This is a genomic window from Ruegeria sp. BHSB172, assembly GCF_059613165.1.
The window spans coordinates 55,458-76,317 of sequence record NZ_JBXWRZ010000011.1 but is presented as its reverse complement, the minus strand read 5'-3'; the positions used below and the strand labels follow the sequence as shown (position 1 = coordinate 76,317).

Genomic DNA, 20,860 nt, shown 5'->3' with positions numbered 1-20,860 from the left:
TCACCGCTGCGGCGGCGCACCAAAGGCGCGGATCACGGTGCGGGCAGCAGCCTCAACCGGGTCATGGGTTTCCTTCAGGATAGTCACCCGGTCGAACCGGTCGGGGTCGCGGTTCACGGCCTCGCGCAGGGCGGCACCGAAGGCCATGCGCAGCTCGGTCCCGATGTTGAACTTGCAGATCGCGGTTTCACGCGCCAGCCGCGCGCGCTGTTCGACCGGCACACCTGATCCACCGTGGATCACCAGCGGCACGTTGGTCACGGCCTGAATCCGGCGGATGCGGTCCTCGTCCAGCCCGCCTTCCTTGTTCTGCTGCAGGTGGACGTTTCCGACCGAGATCGCCATCGCATCCACGCCGGTCTGGGCGGCGAAGGTGGCTGCTTCGTCCGGGTCGGTCCCGGCCGAGCCTTCGCCGCCGGAATAGCCGACGAATCCGATCTCGCCCTCGCACGAGATACCCGCGGCGCGGGCCATTTCGGCAATCGCGGCGGTCTCGTCGATATTCTGCTGCAGCGGCTTACGCGATCCGTCGAACATCAGTGAGGTGAACCCGCTGTCCAGCGCGATCTTGCAATCCTCGAACGTATAGCCGTGATCCAGATGCGCCACGACGGGTACCGAGGCGTTCTCGGCCAGATACCGGAACATCTTGCCCAGGATCGGCAGCGGCGTGTGTTCGCGGCAGCTGGGGCCGGCCTGCAGGATCACCGGGGCGTTCTCGGCCTCGGCCGCGGCGACATAGGCGCGCATGTCCTCCCAGCCCAGCGTCACCAGGCCGCCGACGGCATAGCCCTGTTCATAGGCGGGTTGCAGGACGTCTTTGAGCGTAGCGAGGGTCATTTGAATTTGGCGATCATGTCTTTGATGCCCGGGATCGTCTCGATCTGATAGGCATGGGTGGGTTGGAAATACTGCACCAGCGACCGTTGGGTCAGCCCGCCGAGGATGGTGAAGTAATACATCTCGTATCCCGGCAGAACGCAGCAGGGGTGATAGCCCTTGTCGATGCAGATCGTGGAGCCATCGACGATGTGATAGGCATCGCCCGGTTCGTTGTCCTCGCGTTGCAACATCTGCAGGCCCGAGCCCCAGTTGGGTTTGAAACGGAAATTGTAGGTTTCGTCATGCCGGGTCTCGTCCGGCAGGCGGTTGGTGTCGTGTTTGTGGCTGGGAAAGCCCGACCAGCCGCCCTGACCCACGGTGAACAGCTCACTCACCAGCAGGCGGCCGACCTTGTCGTGCTGTTTCTGGCCCAGGATATGTTTGATCTTGCGATGGGTCTTGGTGTCGTCGCTGCCATATTGCACCAAGTCGTGCTCGCGCACGTCGAACGGGTCCAGCACCTTGTCATACTTTGCGCCAGCCACGAACACCTCGGCCGTCTCCGACACGCAAACCATCTGCGCCCGGGCCCCCGACGGGACATAAGCGCCCTCGGGCTCGCCGTCCCAGACATCCTCGCCCCGGTTGCCCAGTTGCGCAAAGCGCACGCCCTCGACATCCACGTCGACGCTGCCGGTGGCAGGCACGATACAGGTCTCGTAACCTGGGACCTGATATTCAAAGGCTTCGCCCCGCTTCAACTTGACGATGTTGAAATAGTTCAGCGGCACGGTCGGGTCATCGACATCGACGATGGGTTTGTTCTGGTTGTCGAACGGGGGGATGTGCATCGGGCTCTCCTATCCGGCCGGGGTGGGGCCGGGGTGGGACGCAAGGAAAGCGTCCAGGTCTTCGGTGGTTGGCATGGCGGGCGCGCAGCCTGGTTTGGACACGACGATCGAGGCGCAGGCCGATCCGCGCAACACCGCCTGTTCCAGCGAATGGCCCGCCGCGATCGAGGCCAGCAGCCCGGCCATGAAGCTGTCGCCCGCGCCGTTGGGTTTGACGGCGGTGACCGGGTAGATGCCCGTGTGGATCTCTTGCCCGTCGGTCAAGGTGACGGCGCCCTTTTCGCCCATCTTGTAGATGACGATGCGGCCGGGTTTCTCGGCCAGATCGCAGGCTTTCCGGAAGCCTTTCTCGATCCCGCCTGCCATGAAGCCGAACTCTTCGTCATTACCGACGATCATGTCGCTGGCCTCGCCCGCGCGCGACAGCACATCCGCGGCGACCTGCGCCGAGGGCCAGCTGTAGGGCCGGTAGTCGATGTCGAAGATCACCGGCAGGCCAGCCTTGCGCGCGGTGTCGAAGGCGCGGAACGTGGCGCTGCGCGACGGTTCGGCGGCAAACACGGTTCCGGCCGAGATCACTGCGCTGAAGCGGCCATAGTCGACTCGGTCCATGTCATCTTCGGTGACCTGGAAATCGACGGCGCCGTTTCGGTAGATGACGTTCTGAAAGTCTTCGATGCAGCTTTCATAGACGGCCAGAGACGTGCGGTATTCACCGCCGACGACGCGAATGTAGGACGTGTCCACGCCGTAGTAGTGCAGCTTGTTCAGGCAAAACCGACCTACCGCGTCATCCGAGACGGAGGTGATCAGCGACGCCTGGCTGCCCAGTTTGACCAGACCTGCGCAAATATTCGCGGACGAGCCGCCTAGATCGGCGCGAAACATGTCGGCATGTTCGCTTTTGACACCGACCGGATCGGCGAACAGGTCCATGCCGGCCCGGCCGAAAACGGCAAACCGGTTTCCTTTGATTCCGTCGATCAAGTGACTCAAACTGTTCCTCCCAGGCATTTTGACCCGCCGATCCGATGGATCTTGCATTGGATCGATTCTCACGATACTGATTTTGCAACCGGTTGCAATCAGTATGTTCGGAGCCGCCCAAAATGCCAGAAATCGGAATTGGAATCGTCGGAGGCGGCTATATGGGCAAGGCCCATTCGGTGGCCATGTCCGCCGTGGGCGCCGTGTTCGACACCGCGCTCAGACCGCGGCTCGAGATGATCTGCGCCTCAAGCCCCGATAGCGCCGAACGCTACCGCGCCGCCTACGGGTTCCGCCGTGCCACAGCCGACTGGCAGGCCTTGGTCAAAGATCCGGCGGTCGAGGCCGTCGTGATCGCATCGCCCCAATCCACGCACCGGCAGATCGCCGAGGCGGCGCTGGCGCTGGGCAAGCCGGTGCTGTGCGAAAAACCGCTGGGCGCGTCGCTTGAGGACAGCCGCGCAATGGTGGCGGCGGCCGAGGCCTCGGGCACCGTCAACATGGTCGGGTTCAACTATATCCGCACCCCGGCCAGCCAGTTTGCCCGCCAGCTGATCGCCGACGGCGCGATTGGCGACATCACATGGTTCCGCGGTGAACATACCGAGGATTTCTATGCCGACCCCGAGGCCCCGGCGACCTGGCGCACGACCGGTATGGCCAACGGCACCATCGGTGATCTGGCGCCGCACATGGTCAATGGCGCGCTGGCTCTGGTTGGGCCGATCGCGCAGGTTATGGCCGATGTGGAAACCGTTCACCACACCCGCCCGGGCGGCGCGGTGACCAATGACGATCAAGCCCAGATGATGTGCCGGTTTGAAAACGGCGTCATGGGGAACCTTTATTTCAGCCGCATCGCGACCGGCCGCAAGATGGGTTATGCCTACGAGATCTCGGGCACCAAGGGCGCGATCCGTTTTGACCAAGAGGATCAGAACGCCTTGTGGCTCTATCGCCGCGAAGGCCCCGAGGCCCAGCGCGGTTTCACCAAGATCCTGACCGGTCCGGCGCATCCCGATTATGAGTCCTTTTGCCAGGGTCCCGGCCACGGCACCGGATATCAGGATCAGATCATCATCGAGGCCAAGGATTTTCTGACCGCCATTCACTCCGGCCGGAACATCTGGCCGACCTTCCGGGACGGGCACGAGGTCAACCGGGTGTTGGCCGCAGCTCTGGCCTCAGCCGACAGTCGCGGTTGGCAGGACGTCAGCGCGTTCTAGGCCCGACACGTTTTCCAACATCGTTCGCAGAGAGACCAAGACCATGGCAAAGTTGAAATGGGGCATGATCGGGGGCGGAGAAGGCAGCCAGATCGGGCCCGCCCACCGTCTGGGCGCACAGGCCGACGGCCTGTTCGAATTCGCCGCCGGCGCGCTGGACCACCGGCCCGAAGAGGGGCGCGCCTATGCGCAGCGGCTGGGTGTGCCCGCCGACCGGGCCTATGGCGACTGGCAGGAAATGCTGGCCGGCGAAAAGGACCGGCCCGACCGGATCGACCTTGTGACCATCGCCACCCCGAACGCGACCCATTTCGAGATCGCCAAAGCGTATCTCGAGGCCGGGTTCAACGTCCTGTGCGAAAAGCCGATGACCATGACCGTGGAAGAGGGCGAGGAGATCGTGCGCGTGGCCCGGGCTTCGGGCAAGATCTGTGCGGTCAACTACTGCTATTCGGCCTATCCGATGGTGCGACAGGCCCGCGCCATGGTCCGCGCCGGAGAGATCGGCAAGGTGCGCCTGGTCGTCACCAATTTCAGCCACGGCCATCATGGGGATGCCACCGACGCGGACAATCCGCGCGTGCGCTGGCGCTATGATCCGGCCATGGCGGGCGTGTCGGGGCAATTCGCCGATTGCGGCATCCACGCGCTGCACATGGCCAGCTTCATCTGCGATGACGAGGTCGCGACGCTGTCGGCCGACATGGCCTCGACCATTCCCAGCCGTCATTTGGAAGACGACGCCATGGTCAATTTCCGGATGGAGGGCGGCACCGTGGGCCGGTTGTGGACCTCGTCCGTGGCGATCGGGCGGCAGCACGGGTTCGATATCCAGGTCTTCGGCGAAACCGGTGGGTTGCGCTGGGCGTCCGAACATCCCAACCAGCTGTTCTACACACCGGTCGGTGGACGCACGCAGATCATCGAAAAGGGCGAGGGCGGCCTGCATGAAGACGCGATGCGCCTGTCGCGCGTGGCGATTGCCCATCCCGAGGGCTTTCCGTTGGCCGTGGCCAATATCTATTGCGATCTGGCCGACGCGATCCGGGGTGAGCCGCGGGACGGGCTGCCCGATGCCGCCGATGGCGTCCGCTCGATTGCCGCGGTGCACGCAGCGGTGGCCTCGGCCCGGGCCGAGGGCGCCTGGCAGGACGCGCGCCCGCCGATGTTCCGCTGATCAGGGGCGGGGCCGCAACGTGCCCCGCTCGATCACCCGGCAGGGGAAAATCCGCGCCTCGGGGTAGCGATCGGGCGTCTTCAGCATCTCTTCGACCAGATCGACCGACGCGGTGATGATCTGCTTGATCGGCTGATGGATGGTCGTCAGGTTGATGTATTCCCAGCGCGACATCTCCATGTCGTTCAGGCCGATGATCCCGATATCGGTGCCGGGTTTCAGCCCGTGGTCGGCCAGCGCCGACAGCGCCCCGATCGACAGGATGTCGTCGCCGCAGAAATAGGCCTGCGCCGGCTCACCCGCCAGCAGGCGCAGCATCTCGGCCCGGCCGGACTCGAAGGAATAAGCCCCGGCGAAAGAGTGGCTAACCGGAATCTGCGGATGGTTGGCCATTTCCTCGATGAAGCCCCGTTGCCGGTCCAGCGCCGAGGTCGCATCGACTGGCCCGCCCAGGTAGCCCACGCTGGCATAGCCCCGCGCGACCAACTCGCGCGCGGCCATGCGTCCGCATTCCACATTGTCGATGCCCACCACATGCACCTCGGGCGAGGTCGCCGAGCGCCCGAAGGTGTGCACCACCGGCACCCCTGCATCGTGGAACGCCTTGGCAAAGCTGGGTGGCAGGGTCGACGAGGCGACGATTACCGCATCCACTGAATATTGCCGCAGCATGCGCACGGAATTGGCGGGCTCGGTCTCGTCGGTCAGGTTCACGATCAGGGGGCGCAGCCCGCGTTCCTGCAGGGCGCGGGTGAACTGGTCGAAAACCTCAAGGAATATCGGGTTGTGGAAATTGTTCGAGATCAGGCCGATCAGCTTGGTCCGCCCCGTCGTCAGCGACGAGGCCAGCGCGTTGGGGCTGTAGCCCAGTTCCTTGGCGGCCTTTTCCACTTTGGCGCGGGTCTTGGCCGAGACCGAGGCGCCCGGCGTGAAGGTGCGCGACACAGCCGACCGCGACACCCCGGCCAAGGCCGCAACTTCCTTCAGCGTAACGCCCAACTGCTTGCTCTCCTCTATGCGGTCGATTGGATCTGTTGAATGTCGCATCATTGCAAAAATGGTGCAATCGGTTGCAAAGCATTTCCTCCCCTGACTTCAGGTTCCGAAGCGCTGCGGATCTCGATCTGACATTTTGATTCAATTACCGTCAATATGACAGAAAAGCTGTCCGTTTCGTCAACTCGATTGCTGTGCTCGGACGGCGGCGCGGTCATACTGGAACCAGAGCAGAGGAGGAGGCGCGCAATGAGTTGGAACATCTGCGTCGTCGGGGCCGGGAAGATCGGACAGATGATCGCCGCCCTGTTGAAGAAATCGCACAACTACACTGTAACCGTGGCCGATCATGACCTGACGGCCCTGTCGGCGTTGAACAGGCAGGGCATCACCACCCGCCAGATCGACGCGGGCGACGAAGCCGGGCTGGCACAGGGGGTTGCAGGGTTCGATGCGGTGATCTCGGCCGCACCGTTTTTTCTGACGCCTGCCATCGCCAAGGCAGCCAAGGCCGCGGGTGCGCATTATTTCGACCTGACCGAGGATGTCGCCGCCACGAACGCCGTGCGCGAACTGGCCCGCGACAGCGGCACCGCCTTCATGCCGCAATGCGGGTTGGCACCGGGTTTCGTTGGCATTGCGGGGGCCTCTCTTGCGGCCGGGTTCGACACGCTGGACAGCCTGCACATGCGGGTGGGCGCGCTGCCGCTCTATCCGACCAATGCGCTGAAATACAATCTGACCTGGTCCACCGACGGGCTGATCAACGAATACTGCAACCCTTGCGACGCCATCGTGAATGGCGAGCGGGTCAAGACCGCGCCGCTCGAGGATTACGAGATCATTGGCCATGACGGTGTGGAATACGAATGCTTCAACACCTCGGGCGGCCTGGGCACCTTGCCCGCGACGCTGGCCGGCAAGGCCCGGGCGGTGTCCTATCGCTCGATCCGCTATCCCGGCCATCGCGACATCCTGAAACTGCTGTTGACGGATCTGGGCCTGGGCCAGCGCCGCGACCTGTTGAAGGACATCTTTGAATCTGCGCTGCCGCGCACTGATCAGGACGTGGTTCTGGTCTATTGCACAGCCAAGGGCATGATCGACGGGGAACTGCGCGAGAAATCCCTGATCAACAAATCCTTTGCCCGCACCATCGACGGCCAGGTCTGGAGTGCGATCCAGATCACCACCGCCGCCGGTGTTCTGGGCGTGGTCGACCTGATGCGTACCGGCGCGCTGCCCACCCGGGGGTTCGTCCGGCAAGAGCAGGTCAAGCTGGATGATTTCCTGAACACCGAATTCGGCCAGCTGTACCGCGCTGGCGAAGTGACACCCCAGAACAAGGCGGCCTGAACATGAAAGACGTAGTCATGACTGCAGAACACACACTCGAAAAACTGGGCCTGACGGCGGCCGAGCTGACCGGCGGCACGCTGGAGGTCCGCTCGCCCATCGACGGCCGCGTGCTGGCGCGGGTGCATGAAACGCCAGTTGCCGACATGGACGCGGTCTTTGCCCGCGCCACGGCGGCGTTCAAGGCTTGGCGCACCGTGCCCGCCCCGCGCCGGGGCGAGCTGATCCGCCTGCTGGGCGAGGAATTGCGCGCGGCCAAGGAGGACCTGGGCGCGCTGGTCAGCTGGGAGGCCGGCAAGATCACCTCGGAAGGTCTGGGCGAAGTGCAGGAGATGATCGACATTTGCGACTTTGCCGTGGGCCTGTCGCGGCAACTGTATGGCCTGACCATCGCCTCGGAACGCCCCGGCCACCGGATGATGGAGACCTGGCACCCGGCCGGGCCGGTCGGCGTGATCTCGGCCTTCAACTTCCCGGTCGCGGTCTGGTCGTGGAACGCGGCGCTGGCGCTGGTCTGCGGCGATCCGGTGATCTGGAAACCGTCCGAGAAAACGCCCCTGACCGCGATGGCCTGTCAGAAGATCTTTGAAAAGGCCGTGGCCCGGTTCGGCGACGCGCCCGAGGGGCTGCTGCAACTGCTGATCGGCGGTGCCGATCTGGGCAAGGCGCTTGTGGCCAGCGAGACGGTGCCGATCATTTCGGCCACCGGCTCGACTCGAATGGGCCGCGCGGTCGCGCCGATCGTGGCGCAGCGGTTCGGCAAGTGCATCCTGGAACTGGGCGGTAACAACGCCATGATCGTGGGCCCCTCGGCCGACCTGGAAATGGCGGTGCGGGCCATCGTGTTCTCGGCCGTGGGCACCGCGGGTCAGCGCTGTACCTCGCTGCGGCGGCTGATCGTGCACAACTCGATCCGTGCCGATCTGGTTGCGCGGCTGAAAAAAGCCTATGCCGGTCTGCCCATCGGTGATCCGCTGGCCGAAGGCACGCTGGTCGGGCCGCTGGTGGATGAGGCCTCGGGGCAGGCGATGGAGGCCGCGCTGAAGGCGGCCGAGGCCGAGGGCGGCACCGTCTTCGGCGGCAAGCGCGTCACCGACGGCGTGCCCGAGGGCGGTGTCTACATACAGCCCGCGATCGCCGAAATGCCGGGCCAGACCGAGATCGTGAAGACCGAAACCTTTGCGCCGATCCTCTATGTCATGGGCTACGACGGTTTCGACGAGGCGCTCGAGATGCAGAACGACGTGCCGCAGGGCCTGTCGTCTTGCGTATTCACGCTGAACATGCGCGAGGCGGAGCAGTTCCTGTCGCCCGCCGGGTCCGATTGCGGCATCGCCAACGTGAATATCGGCCCCTCGGGCGCCGAGATCGGCGGCGCGTTCGGCGGTGAGAAGGAAACCGGTGGCGGACGCGAAAGCGGCTCGGACGCCTGGAAGGGCTATATGCGGCGGCAGACGAACACGATCAATTATTCGGCCGAGCTGCCCCTGGCGCAGGGCGTCAAGTTCGACATCTGACCGCCCGGTCCGGCGGCCCGGTGCGGCCGGGCCGTCAATCGGCGAACAGGTAGTCCAGCCGCAGAATGGATTGCGCGGTTTCTTCTGGCACCCCCAGAAACTTCGAGATCGCGGCGATGTTTTCCGCCGGATCTCCGGTTTCGCGCAGCCGGTGGAATCGGTCCAGCCCGGCGCTGCGCAATTGTTCGGATTCATAGGCTAGATCGCTGCGGATCGTGGGCAGCAGACGCTGGACCGTGGCGGCGGGTGAGTTCTGCCCGGCCAGCCCGACCCGGTGGGCATGCCCCACCAGGTAGTCGTCGGAATAGGTGCATTGCACCTCCAGAACATGGGTGCGGGCAGGGTCCGAACAGAAATCCTGCACGATATCCAGGCTGGCCGGGTCCAGGCAGATGACCAGCTTGTCGGTGTCGAAATGATCGAACAGCAGCCGCATCACCGCGCGGCGATGGCGTGACCGCTTGACCAGCGTCGTCTCGATCCCACCCAGATCGGGCAGGGGGGCGGCTTCTTCGTTGAACAGGTATTCGATGCAGGGCAGGTTGGTTTCAGAGGCGATCTGGTCGATCAGCCGTTTGGCCACGTGCCATTTCTTGCACACTACAAGATACAGGTCGCGATCGGGGCCGATCGTGTTGGCGACCTCCCAGAAGCGGGGGGCGAAACGGCGGCCCACACGGCCGCGGCCCGTCAGGAAACCATGCAGGTTGCGGCCCTCGTTCGAGATCTGGAACGCGACCCCTTCGCTGGCATAGAGCGCCCCCAACTTCTGTTTCAGCTGATGTGCCTCGGGGCTGATCTTGCGCGCGAACAGGTAATCCTGGCTCAGCAGCATGTCGTAGTGATCGTTGTAGAAGGTCACCGGCATGCCATAGTCGGAAAACATCAGGAACGTGAGTGTGCGGTTCTCGATCTCCGAGCGCGGGATCAGGTGCCGCACGAGGGTCTGAAAGAAGGTCTCGTCCGGAATCCAGGTCGTCGCGAAGAACCGGACCACGTCCCGGCGCTGGCGCAGAAACGCGAGGATCGCCTCGATCGTGCGGCGGCGCAGGCACCACCACTGGCTGCCGATCATGACCTGGAGATCCTCCGGGATCTCGCGAGTCAGCCCCAGGCGCTTCTGGACCTCGTAGGCGGCATAGAACAGTTTGCTCTGGGTGCGTTCGTTGAAATAGTGGCGATAGATCAGCCGGTCTTCCTTCATGCCGGTCTTGATCCAGTCGCTGGCGAAGAAATCGTGGCTTTCGATGAAGTCCTTGTCGTTTTCATCCAGAAAGCGATGGGCGTATTCCGCGGTCTTGATCGCCATGCAGTCGCCCGACAGCATGTAGAAATGGGTGGCGCGGGGGAAGGCCTCGACCGCGGCCTGCACCGCATGCAGAGAAGCCTGCACCAACGACCATTCGCCCCAGCCGCATTTGATCCGTTTTTTGGCGAAGGCGACGTTGGGGCTGTTTTTCAATGCGTCCCGGATGCGGCTGAAATCGGCCGCCGAGGCGCTGGCGTCGAAATGAATCGCGATGTAGTCGCCGACCGCCGTCAGGCGCTCGGCCTGCGCGATGATCGCGTCGGGGTCTTTGTGGCACAGCAGAACATAGGCGATTCTGGCCATTGGCGTCGTTGTTTTCCGTTACTGCCCGGTTCCGACCGTGATACTGAGGATGAACGATTGAATAAACAGAATATTTTTGCTTGTCTGGCGCCAAAAGCTGGCTCATCACCCTGAGACTCGGCTGGCAGAGGAGGCATGGCAGATGGGATTTCCCGGCACATGGATGACCGAGAGCGAAAGCATGGTCTATCGCGTGGTGCCCAAATGCGCCTGCTCGACCATCGGGCAGATCATGTATTACTCCGATCATGGCCGGTTCTTTGATGGCGATATCCACGACGCCAAAGACGGGATGCACAAGTGGGCGTTTGACCACAGCCAGGATGTGATCTCGGCCAATGTGCGCGGGCACAAGTCCTTCGCCTTTACCTGCGTGCGCAACCCCTATACGCGGATCCTCAGTTCGTTCTTCGACAAGATCTGCGGCATTCAGCGCAACGGGAAACGGTACCGGGGCAATCTGGTGCCGACGCTGATCTACAATTACGGGATCGAGGTCGGGGGCGAAGACGGCAAGGGCGAATTCGACCAGATCGCCAGCTTCCGCCGGTTTCTTCTGTTTGCCCGCGACACGATCCGTTGGCGCCGACCGATGGACCCGGACATCCACTGGTCGGCCATGTCGGGGCATGTCTCGACCTTTATCGTGAATGGCGGGCGCTATGACCGGATATTCTGGACCGAGAAGTTCAACGAGGGCATGCAGGGCGTGCTGGATCAGATCGAAACGCCCCACCCTGTGACTCTGTCCGAAATCCCGCGCTTCAATGAGTCCGAAGGCCACGGCCCCAAACGCGCGCATCCGGTCGAGGACTATTTCGACGACCTGTCGATGCATCTGGTCTACGAGATCTACAAGCAGGATTTTGAACTGTTCAAATACGATTTCGAAAATCCGGCCAACAAGATGCCGACGGGTGAAATCGATCTGGATGAGATTCACGCCAAGCTGGGTGATTGATCCCATAGGCAGGGGTGCTCCCACCCATCCTCGATGTCTCTGGCGAGACACCTCCTCTGGTTGGGCCGGGCGCCGCGCACAGCGCGGCGCCCGGCCCAAGGCTGACGGAGGCAGCGGCGCAGCCGATGGGTCCTGTCAGACGCGGGAGCCCTTTGGATTCAGGCAACGGACCGGCCCGCATGACGCGGGCCGTCAGCGTTCAGACCTGACGCACCGCGCCTTTTGCGGCGCTGGTGGCCAGCTTCGCATAGGCTTTCAACGCCGTGGACACCTTGCGTTTGCGCGGCTGGGCCGGCTCCCAGCCTTTCGCGTCCTGCGCCTTGCGGCGTTCGGCCAGTTCCTCGTCGGATACGGCCAGGTGGATCGAGCGGTTGGGGATGTCGATCTCGATCGTGTCCCCGTTCTGCACCAGACCGATCTCGCCGCCTTCGGCCGCCTCGGGCGAGACGTGGCCGATCGACAGGCCCGAGGTGCCGCCCGAGAACCGCCCGTCGGTCAGCAGTGCGCAGGCTTTGCCCAGGCCCTTGGATTTCAGGTACGAGGTCGGGTACAGCATCTCCTGCATGCCCGGCCCGCCGCGGGGGCCTTCATAGCGGATCACGACCACGTCGCCTTCCTTGACCTTGCCGGTCAGGATGTCGTTCACCGCCTGGTCCTGGCTTTCGCAGACATAGGCGGTGCCGGTGAATTTCAGGATGTTCTCATCCACACCTGCGGTCTTCACGATGCAGCCGTCGCGCGCGATGTTGCCGAACAGAACGGCCAGACCGCCATCCTGGCTGAACGCATGTTCCTTGGACCGAATCACGCCGTTGGCCCGGTCTGTGTCCAGTTCCTTGTAGCGGTTCGACTGGCTGAAGGCCTGTGTCGTGCGCACGCCGCCCGGCGCGGCCTTGAACAGCTCTTGCGCCTTGGGGTTGTTGGTAACCTTGATGTCCCAGTTGGCGATCGCCTCGGCCATTGTGGCCGAATGCACCGTACAGCAGTCGTCATGCAGCAGACCAGCGCGGCTCAGCTCACCCAGGATCGAGAAGATGCCGCCCGCGCGGTGCACGTCCTCCATGTGGACGTTTTCAGTGTTGGGCGCGACCTTGCACAGGCAGGGAACCTTGCGGCTGAGACGGTCCATGTCGGACATGGTGAAATCCACCCCGCCCTCATGCGCGATGGCCAGCAGGTGCAGCACCGTGTTGGTCGAGCCGCCCATGGCGATGTCCAGGCTCATGGCATTTTCGAAGGCCTCAAAGGTTGCGATCTCGCGCGGCAGGAAGCCTTTTTCGTTCAGCTCATAGTGGCGCTTGGTGATCTCGACGATGCGACGCCCGGCTTCCAGGAACAGCGCCTTGCGGTCGGAATGGGTGGCCAGGGTCGAGCCATTGCCCGGCAGCGCCAGACCCAGCGCCTCGGCCAGGCAGTTCATGGAATTCGCCGTGAACATGCCCGAGCACGACCCACAAGTGGGGCAGGCGTTTTCTTCGATATGTTTGACCTGCTCGTCGGTGTATTTGTCATCGGCGGCGGCGACCATGGCATCGACCAGGTCGATCTTCTTCACATCCAGATCAGCAATGTCGATCTTGCCGGCCTCCATCGGGCCGCCCGAGACAAAGATGGCCGGAATGTTCAGTCGCATCGCCGCCATCAGCATGCCCGGGGTGATCTTGTCGCAGTTCGAGATGCAGACCATCGCATCGGCGCAATGCGCGTTGACCATGTATTCGACGCTGTCGGCGATGATCTCGCGCGAGGGCAGCGAATACAGCATCCCGTCATGGCCCATGGCGATGCCGTCATCGACGGCGATGGTGTTGAACTCTTTGGCTACACCGCCGGCGGCCTCGACCTCGCGGGCGACCATCTGACCCAGATCCTTGAGGTGGACATGCCCCGGCACGAATTGCGTGAACGAGTTGACGATGGCGATGATCGGCTTGCCGAAATCGTCGTCTCCCATCCCGGTGGCGCGCCACAGGCCGCGGGCACCGGCCATGTTGCGGCCATGGGTCGAAGTTCTGGATCGGTACATTGGCATGATGCTGTTTCCCTTTTGCCTGGTTGCAAAACCAGGGTTGCGTGCGTTATAGCGCACGTAGCACATGTGCGTTATAACGCACAAGGTAAATCGCGGGACGTGGCCATGGAATCGGACGACATCACCCTGAAACTCAGAGACGTCCGGGCGGCATCGGGGCTGAGCCTGGCCAAAGCGGCCGAATTGACCGGGGTCAGCAAGGCCATGCTGGGCCAGATCGAACGCGGAGAATCAAGCCCCACCATCGCGACGCTGTGGAAGATCGCCAAGGGGTTCCAGATGCCGCTGAGCGCGCTGATCGGCACCAGCGCCCTGCGCGACCCGGCGGATGCGGCCCGGTTCCGCACCGTGACCTTTCCGGGCAGTCTGAAGGTCAAGATCGTCTTTCCCTTCGACCCGGTTCTGGGGGCCGAGACCTTTCACGTCGAACTGGACCGCAACCAATGCCACGAATCCCCCGCCCATGCCGCCGGCGTAACCGAGGAAGTCTTTGTACTGAGCGGCGCGCTCGAGGTGCTGCGGAACGGCGAATGGGTGCCGCTGAGCGCGGGCCAGGGGCTGCGCTTTCCGGCCGATCTGCCGCATGGCTATCGCGCCGGTCCCGAGGGCGCGGCCTTCTTGAACATGCATCACTACGGACACCGGCCCGCGACCGCTGCGGTCGGTTGATACGGCGGAAAGGGACAACCTGATGGCGGAATTCCTGAACGGCCTGACGCTGGCCGATGGCATCGGGTCCTTCGGGGCGCTGATCGTGGTTGCGGCCTATTTCGCCACCCAGATGCGGATGATGAATTCGGACGATCTGGCCTTTCCGGTGGTCAACCTGGTAGGGTCGGTCTTGATCGTCTATTCGCTGCTGCAGAACTTCAACCTGGCCTCGATGCTGATCGAAAGCTTCTGGATCGCCATCAGCGTGATCGGCATCATCCAGCATTTCCGCCTGCGACGGGTGCGATAGGGCCGCAGGGACCCGATCCAGCCTTGAACCCGCACCCTTGCGCGTATAGGGAAATCCTTGCGCGTATAGGGGAGGCTTTGATGCTGGACGATCCAAAAACCCTGGTTTCCACCGAATGGCTGGCCGCCCACCTAAAGGACCCGGATCTGCGGATCCTCGACGCCTCGTGGTACCTGCCGCAGCAAGGGCGCGACGCCCGGGCCGAGTACGAGGCCGGACATATTCCCGGCGCACGGTTCTTTGACATCGACGAGATTTCGGACCACCGCTCGGACCTGCCGCACATGGCCCCTCCGGTCGAGAAATTCATGTCGCGCCTGCGGGCCATGGGCGTGGGCGACGGCCATCAGGTTGTGGTCTATGACGGCGCGGGCCTGTTTTCGGCGGCGCGGGTCTGGTGGCTGTTCCGCCTGATGGGGCAAGAGAACATCGCGGTTCTGGACGGTGGCCTGCCCAAATGGGTCGCCGAAGGGCGCGAGATCGAGGATCTGCCCCCCGTCATCCGTGACCGCCACATGACCGTGCGTGTGCAGAACCACCTGGTCCGCGACGTGACCCAGGTATCGGCCGCCGCCAAGCTGGCCGATCACGAAATCATCGACGCCCGCGCGGCCGACCGTTTCGCCGGAACCCAGCCCGAACCGCGCGAAGGTTTGCGGGCAGGGCACATCCCCGGCTCGCGCAACGTGCCCTTCGGACAGTTGCTGAACCCCGATGGCACCATGAAATCGCCCGAGGACTGCCGCGCGGTGTTCGAAGCCGCAGGCGTCGATCTGTCGAAACCTGCGATCACCACCTGCGGGTCGGGCGTGACCGCCGCGATCCTCAGCCTTGCGCTCGAGCGCATGGGCAAGAAAGACCATGCACTTTATGACGGCAGCTGGGCCGAATGGGGCGCCTTCCCGACCCTGCCCGTCGCAACCGGAGACTCCTGATGTTCGAGAACCTCAAGCCGCAGCCAGCCGACAAGATCCTGGCGCTGATGCAGATGTATCGCGATGACCCGCGCGAGCAGAAGATCGACCTGGGCGTCGGCGTCTACAAGAATGCCGAGGGCGTGACGCCCGTCATGCGCGCGGTCAAGGCCGCCGAGCATCGCATCTGGGAAGAACAGCAGACCAAGGCCTATACCGGGCTGGCCGGTGACCCGGCCTATGCCGATGCGATGATCGCGCTGATACTGGGCACCAGCGTGCCGCGCGCCAATATTGCCGCCGTGGCCACCCCGGGCGGCACCGGTGCCTGCCGTCAGGCGTTCGAACTGATCCGCATGGCCAACCCCTCGGCCCGGGTGTTCGTGTCGAACCCGACCTGGCCCAATCACATCTCGATCCTGAACTATCTGGGCATCGAAACCGTCGCCTACCGCTATTTCGACGAGGAAACCCGCGGCGTCGATTTCGACGGAATGATCGAGGACCTCAAGACTGCCAAGGCGGGCGACGTGGTGCTGTTGCATGGTTGCTGTCACAACCCGACCGGCGCCAACCTGAACATGGTGCAGTGGCAAGAGGTGGTGAACCTGATCAACGACCGCGGCTTGGTGGCGATGATCGACATCGCCTATCAGGGCTTTGGCGACGGTCTGAACGAGGATGCGCAGGCGACCCGGCTGGTCGCTTCTTCGGTCAAGGAATGCCTGATCGCGGCGTCTTGCTCGAAGAATTTCGGTGTCTACCGCGAGCGCACCGGCCTGCTGATGGCTGTCAGCGCCGATGCGGGCCAGACCGCGCTGAACCAGGGCACGCTGGCGTTTCTGAACCGCCAGAACTATTCGTTCCCGCCGGATCACGGCGCGCGCGTGGTGACCACGATCCTGATGGATGAGGGCCTGCGCGCTGATTGGATGGCCGAACTGGAAGAGGTGCGCCTGTCGATGCTGGGCCTGCGCCGCCAACTGGCGGATGAGCTGCAGCGGCTGAGCGGATCGGACCGGTTCGGCTTCCTGGCCCAGCATCGCGGCATGTTCTCGCGCCTTGGCGCCGCGCCCGAACTGGTCGAGAAGCTGCGGGTCGAACACGGCATCTACATGGTCGGTGACAGCCGCATGAACATCGCCGGGTTGAATGAGGCCACCGTACCGATCCTCGCCAAGGCCATCATCGACGTCGGCGTCTGAGCTCAGACAGTTCTCAAAAAAGAAACCCGGGCACGAATGCCCGGGTTCTTTGTTTGGTTTGAAAAGGGCTCAGCCCTTCGAGAACTCGGGATAGGCTTCCATGCCCAGCTCGCCCATGTCGAGGCCGTTGATCTCTTCTTCCTCGCCGACCCGCAGGCCGACGGTGGCCTTGAGGATCGAGAACAGGATGAAGCTCACCACGAAGACAAAGATCCCGATGGCCGCAAAGCCGATGATCTGGGTCACGAAGGACGCGTCGCCATTGGTCCAGGCCACGATGAAGGTGCCCCAGAAGCCCGCGATCAGGTGAACCGGGATGGCGCCGACCACGTCGTCGATCTTCATCTTGTCCAGCAGCGGCACGGTGTAGACCACGATCACGCCACCGATGCCGCCGATGATCAGTGCCTGGAACAGCGACGGTGCCAGCGGTTCCGCGGTGATCGAGACCAGCCCGGCCAGCGCGCCGTTCAACACCATGGTCAGGTCGACCTTGCCATACATCACCTGGGTCAGGATCAGGGCAGCGACGGCGCCGGCGGCAGCGGCCATGTTGGTGTTGGCGAAGATGCGGCTGATGTCAGCCATGTCGCCGATCGTGCCCATGGCCAGCTGCGAGCCGCCATTGAAACCGAACCAGCCCAGCCACAGGATGAACGTACCCAGGGTGGCAAGCGCCAGGTTCGAGCCGGGGATCGGAACGACCTTTCCGTCCTTGCTGTACTTGCCGATCCGGGGGCCCAACACGATCGCACCGGCCAGTGCGGCAAAGCCACCTGCGGCATGCACAAGGGTCGAGCCTGCGAAATCGCTGAAGCCCATTTCGGACAGCCAGCCGCCGCCCCACTGCCACGAGGCTTCGATCGGGTAGATGACACCGGTCAGGACGATCACGAAGATGAAGAAGGGCCATAGCTTGACCCGTTCGGCCATGGTGCCCGACACGATCGAGGCGGTAGTGGCGCAGAACATCAGCTGGAAGAAGAAGTCCGAACCGACCGACGCATAGGACAGATCGGTTTCGACGCCTTCAAGGCCGACCGGTTCCAACGAGGTGGGCGAGAAGGCACCCAGAATGCCGGTGATGGTCCAGCCGTCGCCCGGATACATAAGTTTGAAGCCGACCAGCCAGTACATGATGGCTGCAAAAGAAAACAGGCCGATGTTCTTGACCAACTGCATGGCCACGTTTTTGGAGCGCACCAGACCGGCCTCGAGCATGGCAAAGCCCGCGGCCATCCAGAACACCAGGAAGCCGCCCATCAGGAACAGCAGCGAAGTCAGGATATATTGCGTATGCTGCGCGGTTTCGCCGGTTGCGGCGGTCTCCTGCGCCAGGCCCATCTGCGGCAGCGCGACGATCGCGGCGGCAGGGATGAGTGATTTCATCAGGTTCATGTTCAGTCCTCGAATGATTGTCGGTGGCGGCGCTCAGAGCGCCTCTTCGTTGAGTTCCCCGGTCCGCACGCGCAGGGCCTGCTCGACATCGAGGACAAAAATCTTGCCGTCGCCGATCTTGCCGGTCTTGGCGGTTCTGGTGATGGTCTCGACGATCTGGTCTGTCATCGCGGCAGGCACCACGATTTCCAGCTTGATCTTGGGCACGAAGTTCACCGCGTATTCGGCACCCCGATAGATTTCGGTGTGACCGGATTGCGAGCCGAAGCCCTTGATCTCAGTCACCATCATGCCGCGCACGCCCGCCTCGGTCAGTGCCTCGCGCACCTCCTCGAGCTTGAACGGCTTGATTGTCGCAATGATCAGTTTCACGTCTTTCCCCTCTTCTGTTCCGGTGGGTCCGGCTTTGCACCTGCAGAAAAAGAGCCCGACATGGCCGCTCAAGGAACGATTTCGGCAAAAAGACGCTGGGGAAGAGGGTCAAAGTTGCACATTTTTTGCACAAAATATGTGAAGTGATCAAAAAAAAGGCAAATGTGAGAGGGGAATTGCTGCTATTTCACACCTCTACATGGGCGCGACAGCACGGTATGGTGCCACAAAAGCAAAAACGGGCAGAGTTTGAGCATGACTGAGTCCAAGCGTCGAAAACCGCTGGTGGCGGACAAACGGTATCCGTCCGGAGGCCGCAAGACCGCGTCTGCCAAGCGGTCGGCGAAACCGGCGGGCAAGAAGGCGACGGCGCGCAAGACCACAACGCGCAAAACCCGGCGCAAGCGTTCGGGTGGCGGGCAGGGCGGTTTCTTTCGCCGGCTGCTCCGATGGATCGGACGGCTGATCTGGGGCCTGACCTGGCGCGTGGGGGCGGTGGTGGCGCTGTTGATTGCGCTGGCGGTCGGCGTCGTCTACAGCACGTTGCCCGAGGTCGATGCCCTGCTGGACGGGCGCGCGCGTGGGTCGGTCACCCTGCTGGACCGCGACGGCAAGGTCTTCGCTTGGCGCGGTGATCAGTTCGGCGGCGTCATCACCGCCGATACCGTGTCACCCCATCTGAAGAACGCGGTCATCGCCACCGAGGACAAGCGGTTCTATCGTCACTTCGGCATCAGCCCGCGCGGCATCGCCAGCGCGGTTAGGATCAACCTGTCGGAAGGGCGCGGGCCGCTGTCGGGGCATGGTGGGTCCACCATCACCCAGCAAACGGCCAAGCTGCTGTGTCTGGGTGTCCCGTATGATCCGAGCCAGTGGGAGTCGGAAGCGGCGTATGAGGCTGACTGCCGCCAGGGGTCGCTGTGGCGCAAGGCTAAGGAAGCGATCTACGCGATGGCGATGGAAGCCAAGTATTCCAAGGACGAGATCCTGACCATCTATCTGAACCGGGCATTTCTGGGGGCCGGCGCACGCGGGTTCGAGGCGGCCAGCCAGCGCTATTTTGGCAAGTCCGCGGCCGAGGTCGACGCGGCCGAGGCGGCGATGCTGGCGGGGCTGTTGGTGGCGCCCACGCGCTATGCGCCCACCAACAACCTGCAGCGCTCGCAAGACAGGGCCAAGGTGGTGATCAGCCTGATGGAGGATCAGGGTTACCTGACCACGTCACAGGCAACCGCGGCGCGCAACAACCCGGCCGAGCTGTCCGAGGCCGCCGCCGCGCGCGCTGGCGGTTATTTTGCCGACTGGGTCATGGCCAGCGGCCCCGAGTTCTTTACCCGCAACACCACCGAGGACGTGGTGATCAAAACCACGCTGGACCAGCGGATCCAGCAGGCGGCCGAGGCGGCGCTGAAACAGGTGTTCGACGAAAAGGTCAGCGAAGGGTCGAAGGCGCAGGCCGCGATCGTGGTGATGTCGGCCGATGGTGCGGTCCGGGCCATGGTGGGCGGGCGCAAGACCAAGGTGTCGGGCGCGTTCAACCGCGCGACGCAGGCGCTGCGCCAGACCGGGTCCTCGTTCAAACCCTTCGTCTATGCCACCGCGCTGGAGCTTGGCTACTCACCGCTGGCCACGGTGGTGGACGAGCCCTATTGCATCGACATCCCGGGGTCCGGCCAGTGGTGCCCCAAGAACTATACCAACAAGTTCTACGGTCGCGTTACGCTGGCGGATGCGCTCAAGAACTCGCTGAACATTCCGGCCGTCAAGGTGGCCGAGGTGGCCGGGCTGGACAATGTGCGCACGGTGGCCAGCGGCTTCGGCATCCAAAGCGATCTGGCGGCGGGTCCTGCGCTGGCGCTGGGCGCGTCGGAAAGCACGCTGATCGAGATGACCGGCGCCTATGCGGGTATCCTGAACGGGGGCTCGGCGGTGGAACCCTATGGCCTGACCGAGCTGAAGCTGCTGGGCGATGACACGCCGGTGATGGTGACGACGACCGGGATCGGCGAACGGGTGATCCGCGACGAGGCCGCCAAACAGCTGATCTGGATGATGGAGCGAGTGGTGTCCGAAGGCACCGGTCAGCGGGCCAAGCTGCCCGGATGGCAGGTGGCGGGCAAAACGGGTACGACCCAGGCCGCGCGGGATGCGTGGTTCATCGGCTTCACTGCCGATTATGTGGCCGGCGTCTGGATGGGCTATGACGACAATACGCCCCTGAAAGGGGTCACCGGCGGCGGGCTGCCGGCCGAGATCTGGCGGGAAACCATGCTGCGCGTGACCGAGGGCATGACCCCCACGCCCCTGCCGATGCTGGCGCCGGCGGCTCCGGTTCAGACCACGCAGCAATCCCAGCCCCGCCGCAGACAGCAGGGCAGTTTCGCGCGGGCGGTCGACAATCTGTTGAAGGATATCTTCGGCGGCAACTAGGCCGCGGATGATCGGACGGGCGGCGCGCGGCGCCGCCCGGATC

General features: G+C 63.5%; 18 protein-coding genes. 10 read left to right on the top strand and 8 right to left on the bottom strand.

Annotated elements, in window-relative coordinates; all coding sequences use genetic code 11:
* Genes AC2FM3_RS08375 through AC2FM3_RS08365 form a run of 3 tightly spaced genes read right to left on the bottom strand, consistent with a single transcriptional unit; the run spans nt 1 to nt 2,687 of the window.
* Nucleotides 1-840: a class II fructose-bisphosphate aldolase gene (locus tag AC2FM3_RS08375; RefSeq protein WP_496680561.1), complete on the bottom strand. Its 840-nt coding sequence runs from the start codon at nt 838-840 to the stop codon at nt 1-3.
* Nucleotides 837-1,673 carry a 5-deoxy-glucuronate isomerase gene (locus AC2FM3_RS08370; RefSeq protein ID WP_496680559.1) on the bottom strand — a complete coding sequence of 279 codons (837 nt, stop codon included), beginning with the start codon at nt 1,671-1,673 and terminating at the stop codon, nt 837-839. Before AC2FM3_RS08370 ends, AC2FM3_RS08375 begins: the two co-directional genes overlap by 4 nt.
* A gap of 9 nt (nt 1,674-1,682) precedes the next feature.
* Entirely contained in the window at nt 1,683-2,687 is a 1,005-nt protein-coding gene (locus AC2FM3_RS08365; protein WP_496680558.1) for a PfkB family carbohydrate kinase, read from the bottom strand.
* Nucleotides 2,688-2,782: 95 nt separating this feature from the next.
* Between AC2FM3_RS08365 and AC2FM3_RS08360 the strand changes: the two genes are divergently transcribed.
* Together AC2FM3_RS08360 and AC2FM3_RS08355 are read left to right on the top strand one after the other, a co-directional pair.
* Complete coding sequence (locus AC2FM3_RS08360) at nt 2,783-3,886, top strand: Gfo/Idh/MocA family protein (protein WP_496680557.1); 1,104 nt, start codon at nt 2,783-2,785, stop codon at nt 3,884-3,886.
* A gap of 43 nt (nt 3,887-3,929) precedes the next feature.
* Nucleotides 3,930-5,063, top strand: coding sequence for a Gfo/Idh/MocA family protein (locus tag AC2FM3_RS08355; RefSeq protein ID WP_496680555.1), 1,134 nt, complete (start codon nt 3,930-3,932; stop codon nt 5,061-5,063).
* Here AC2FM3_RS08355 and AC2FM3_RS08350 read toward each other — a convergent pair whose 3' ends face one another.
* Entirely contained in the window at nt 5,064-6,062 is a 999-nt protein-coding gene (locus AC2FM3_RS08350) for a LacI family DNA-binding transcriptional regulator (RefSeq protein ID WP_496680586.1), read from the bottom strand.
* Between the two features lie 246 nt (nt 6,063-6,308).
* On the opposite strand from AC2FM3_RS08350, the gene AC2FM3_RS08345 reads away from it, so the two are divergent.
* Nucleotides 6,309-7,415: a saccharopine dehydrogenase family protein gene (locus tag AC2FM3_RS08345; RefSeq protein ID WP_496680554.1), complete on the top strand. Its 1,107-nt coding sequence runs from the start codon at nt 6,309-6,311 to the stop codon at nt 7,413-7,415.
* 17 nt (nt 7,416-7,432) lie between these two features.
* On the top strand, nt 7,433-8,932 hold the full coding sequence (amaB, locus tag AC2FM3_RS08340) for an L-piperidine-6-carboxylate dehydrogenase (RefSeq protein WP_496680585.1): 1,500 nt from the start codon (nt 7,433-7,435) through the stop codon (nt 8,930-8,932).
* Between the two features lie 34 nt (nt 8,933-8,966).
* On the opposite strand, the gene AC2FM3_RS08335 is transcribed toward amaB, so the two are convergent.
* Nucleotides 8,967-10,544 (bottom strand): DUF5928 domain-containing protein, encoded by a 1,578-nt coding sequence (locus tag AC2FM3_RS08335; protein ID WP_496680552.1) that lies wholly within the window; start codon nt 10,542-10,544, stop codon nt 8,967-8,969.
* A 142-nt stretch (nt 10,545-10,686) separates the two neighbouring features.
* On the opposite strand from AC2FM3_RS08335, the gene AC2FM3_RS08330 reads away from it, so the two are divergent.
* On the top strand, nt 10,687-11,505 hold the full coding sequence (locus tag AC2FM3_RS08330; protein WP_496680551.1) for a sulfotransferase family protein: 819 nt from the start codon (nt 10,687-10,689) through the stop codon (nt 11,503-11,505).
* Between the two features lie 199 nt (nt 11,506-11,704).
* Here the strand turns inward: AC2FM3_RS08330 and ilvD are convergent, their stop codons facing one another.
* Nucleotides 11,705-13,537, bottom strand: coding sequence for a dihydroxy-acid dehydratase (gene ilvD / locus AC2FM3_RS08325; protein WP_496680549.1), 1,833 nt, complete (start codon nt 13,535-13,537; stop codon nt 11,705-11,707).
* A gap of 105 nt (nt 13,538-13,642) precedes the next feature.
* Between ilvD and AC2FM3_RS08320 the strand changes: the two genes are divergently transcribed.
* The 4 genes from AC2FM3_RS08320 (at nt 13,643) to AC2FM3_RS08305 (ending at nt 16,617) form a co-directional block, all read left to right on the top strand.
* Nucleotides 13,643-14,206 (top strand): helix-turn-helix domain-containing protein, encoded by a 564-nt coding sequence (locus AC2FM3_RS08320; RefSeq protein ID WP_496680548.1) that lies wholly within the window; start codon nt 13,643-13,645, stop codon nt 14,204-14,206.
* Nucleotides 14,207-14,228: 22 nt separating this feature from the next.
* Nucleotides 14,229-14,498, top strand: coding sequence for a CBU_0592 family membrane protein (locus AC2FM3_RS08315; protein WP_496680547.1), 270 nt, complete (start codon nt 14,229-14,231; stop codon nt 14,496-14,498).
* 80 nt (nt 14,499-14,578) lie between these two features.
* Nucleotides 14,579-15,433: a 3-mercaptopyruvate sulfurtransferase gene (sseA, locus tag AC2FM3_RS08310; RefSeq protein ID WP_496680546.1), complete on the top strand. Its 855-nt coding sequence runs from the start codon at nt 14,579-14,581 to the stop codon at nt 15,431-15,433.
* Nucleotides 15,433-16,617 (top strand): amino acid aminotransferase, encoded by a 1,185-nt coding sequence (locus AC2FM3_RS08305; RefSeq protein WP_496680544.1) that lies wholly within the window; start codon nt 15,433-15,435, stop codon nt 16,615-16,617. The genes sseA and AC2FM3_RS08305 overlap by 1 nt, the downstream gene beginning before the upstream one ends.
* Nucleotides 16,618-16,686: 69 nt before the next feature.
* Here AC2FM3_RS08305 and AC2FM3_RS08300 read toward each other — a convergent pair whose 3' ends face one another.
* Nucleotides 16,687-18,015, bottom strand: a complete 1,329-nt coding sequence (locus tag AC2FM3_RS08300; RefSeq protein WP_496680543.1) for an ammonium transporter — start codon at nt 18,013-18,015, stop codon at nt 16,687-16,689.
* A 33-nt stretch (nt 18,016-18,048) separates the two neighbouring features.
* Complete coding sequence (locus AC2FM3_RS08295) at nt 18,049-18,387, bottom strand: P-II family nitrogen regulator (RefSeq protein ID WP_496680542.1); 339 nt, start codon at nt 18,385-18,387, stop codon at nt 18,049-18,051.
* A gap of 255 nt (nt 18,388-18,642) precedes the next feature.
* On the opposite strand from AC2FM3_RS08295, the gene AC2FM3_RS08290 reads away from it, so the two are divergent.
* Nucleotides 18,643-20,817 carry a transglycosylase domain-containing protein gene (locus AC2FM3_RS08290; RefSeq protein ID WP_496680540.1) on the top strand — a complete coding sequence of 725 codons (2,175 nt, stop codon included), beginning with the start codon at nt 18,643-18,645 and terminating at the stop codon, nt 20,815-20,817.
* The last annotated feature ends 43 nt before the right edge of the window (nt 20,818-20,860 follow it).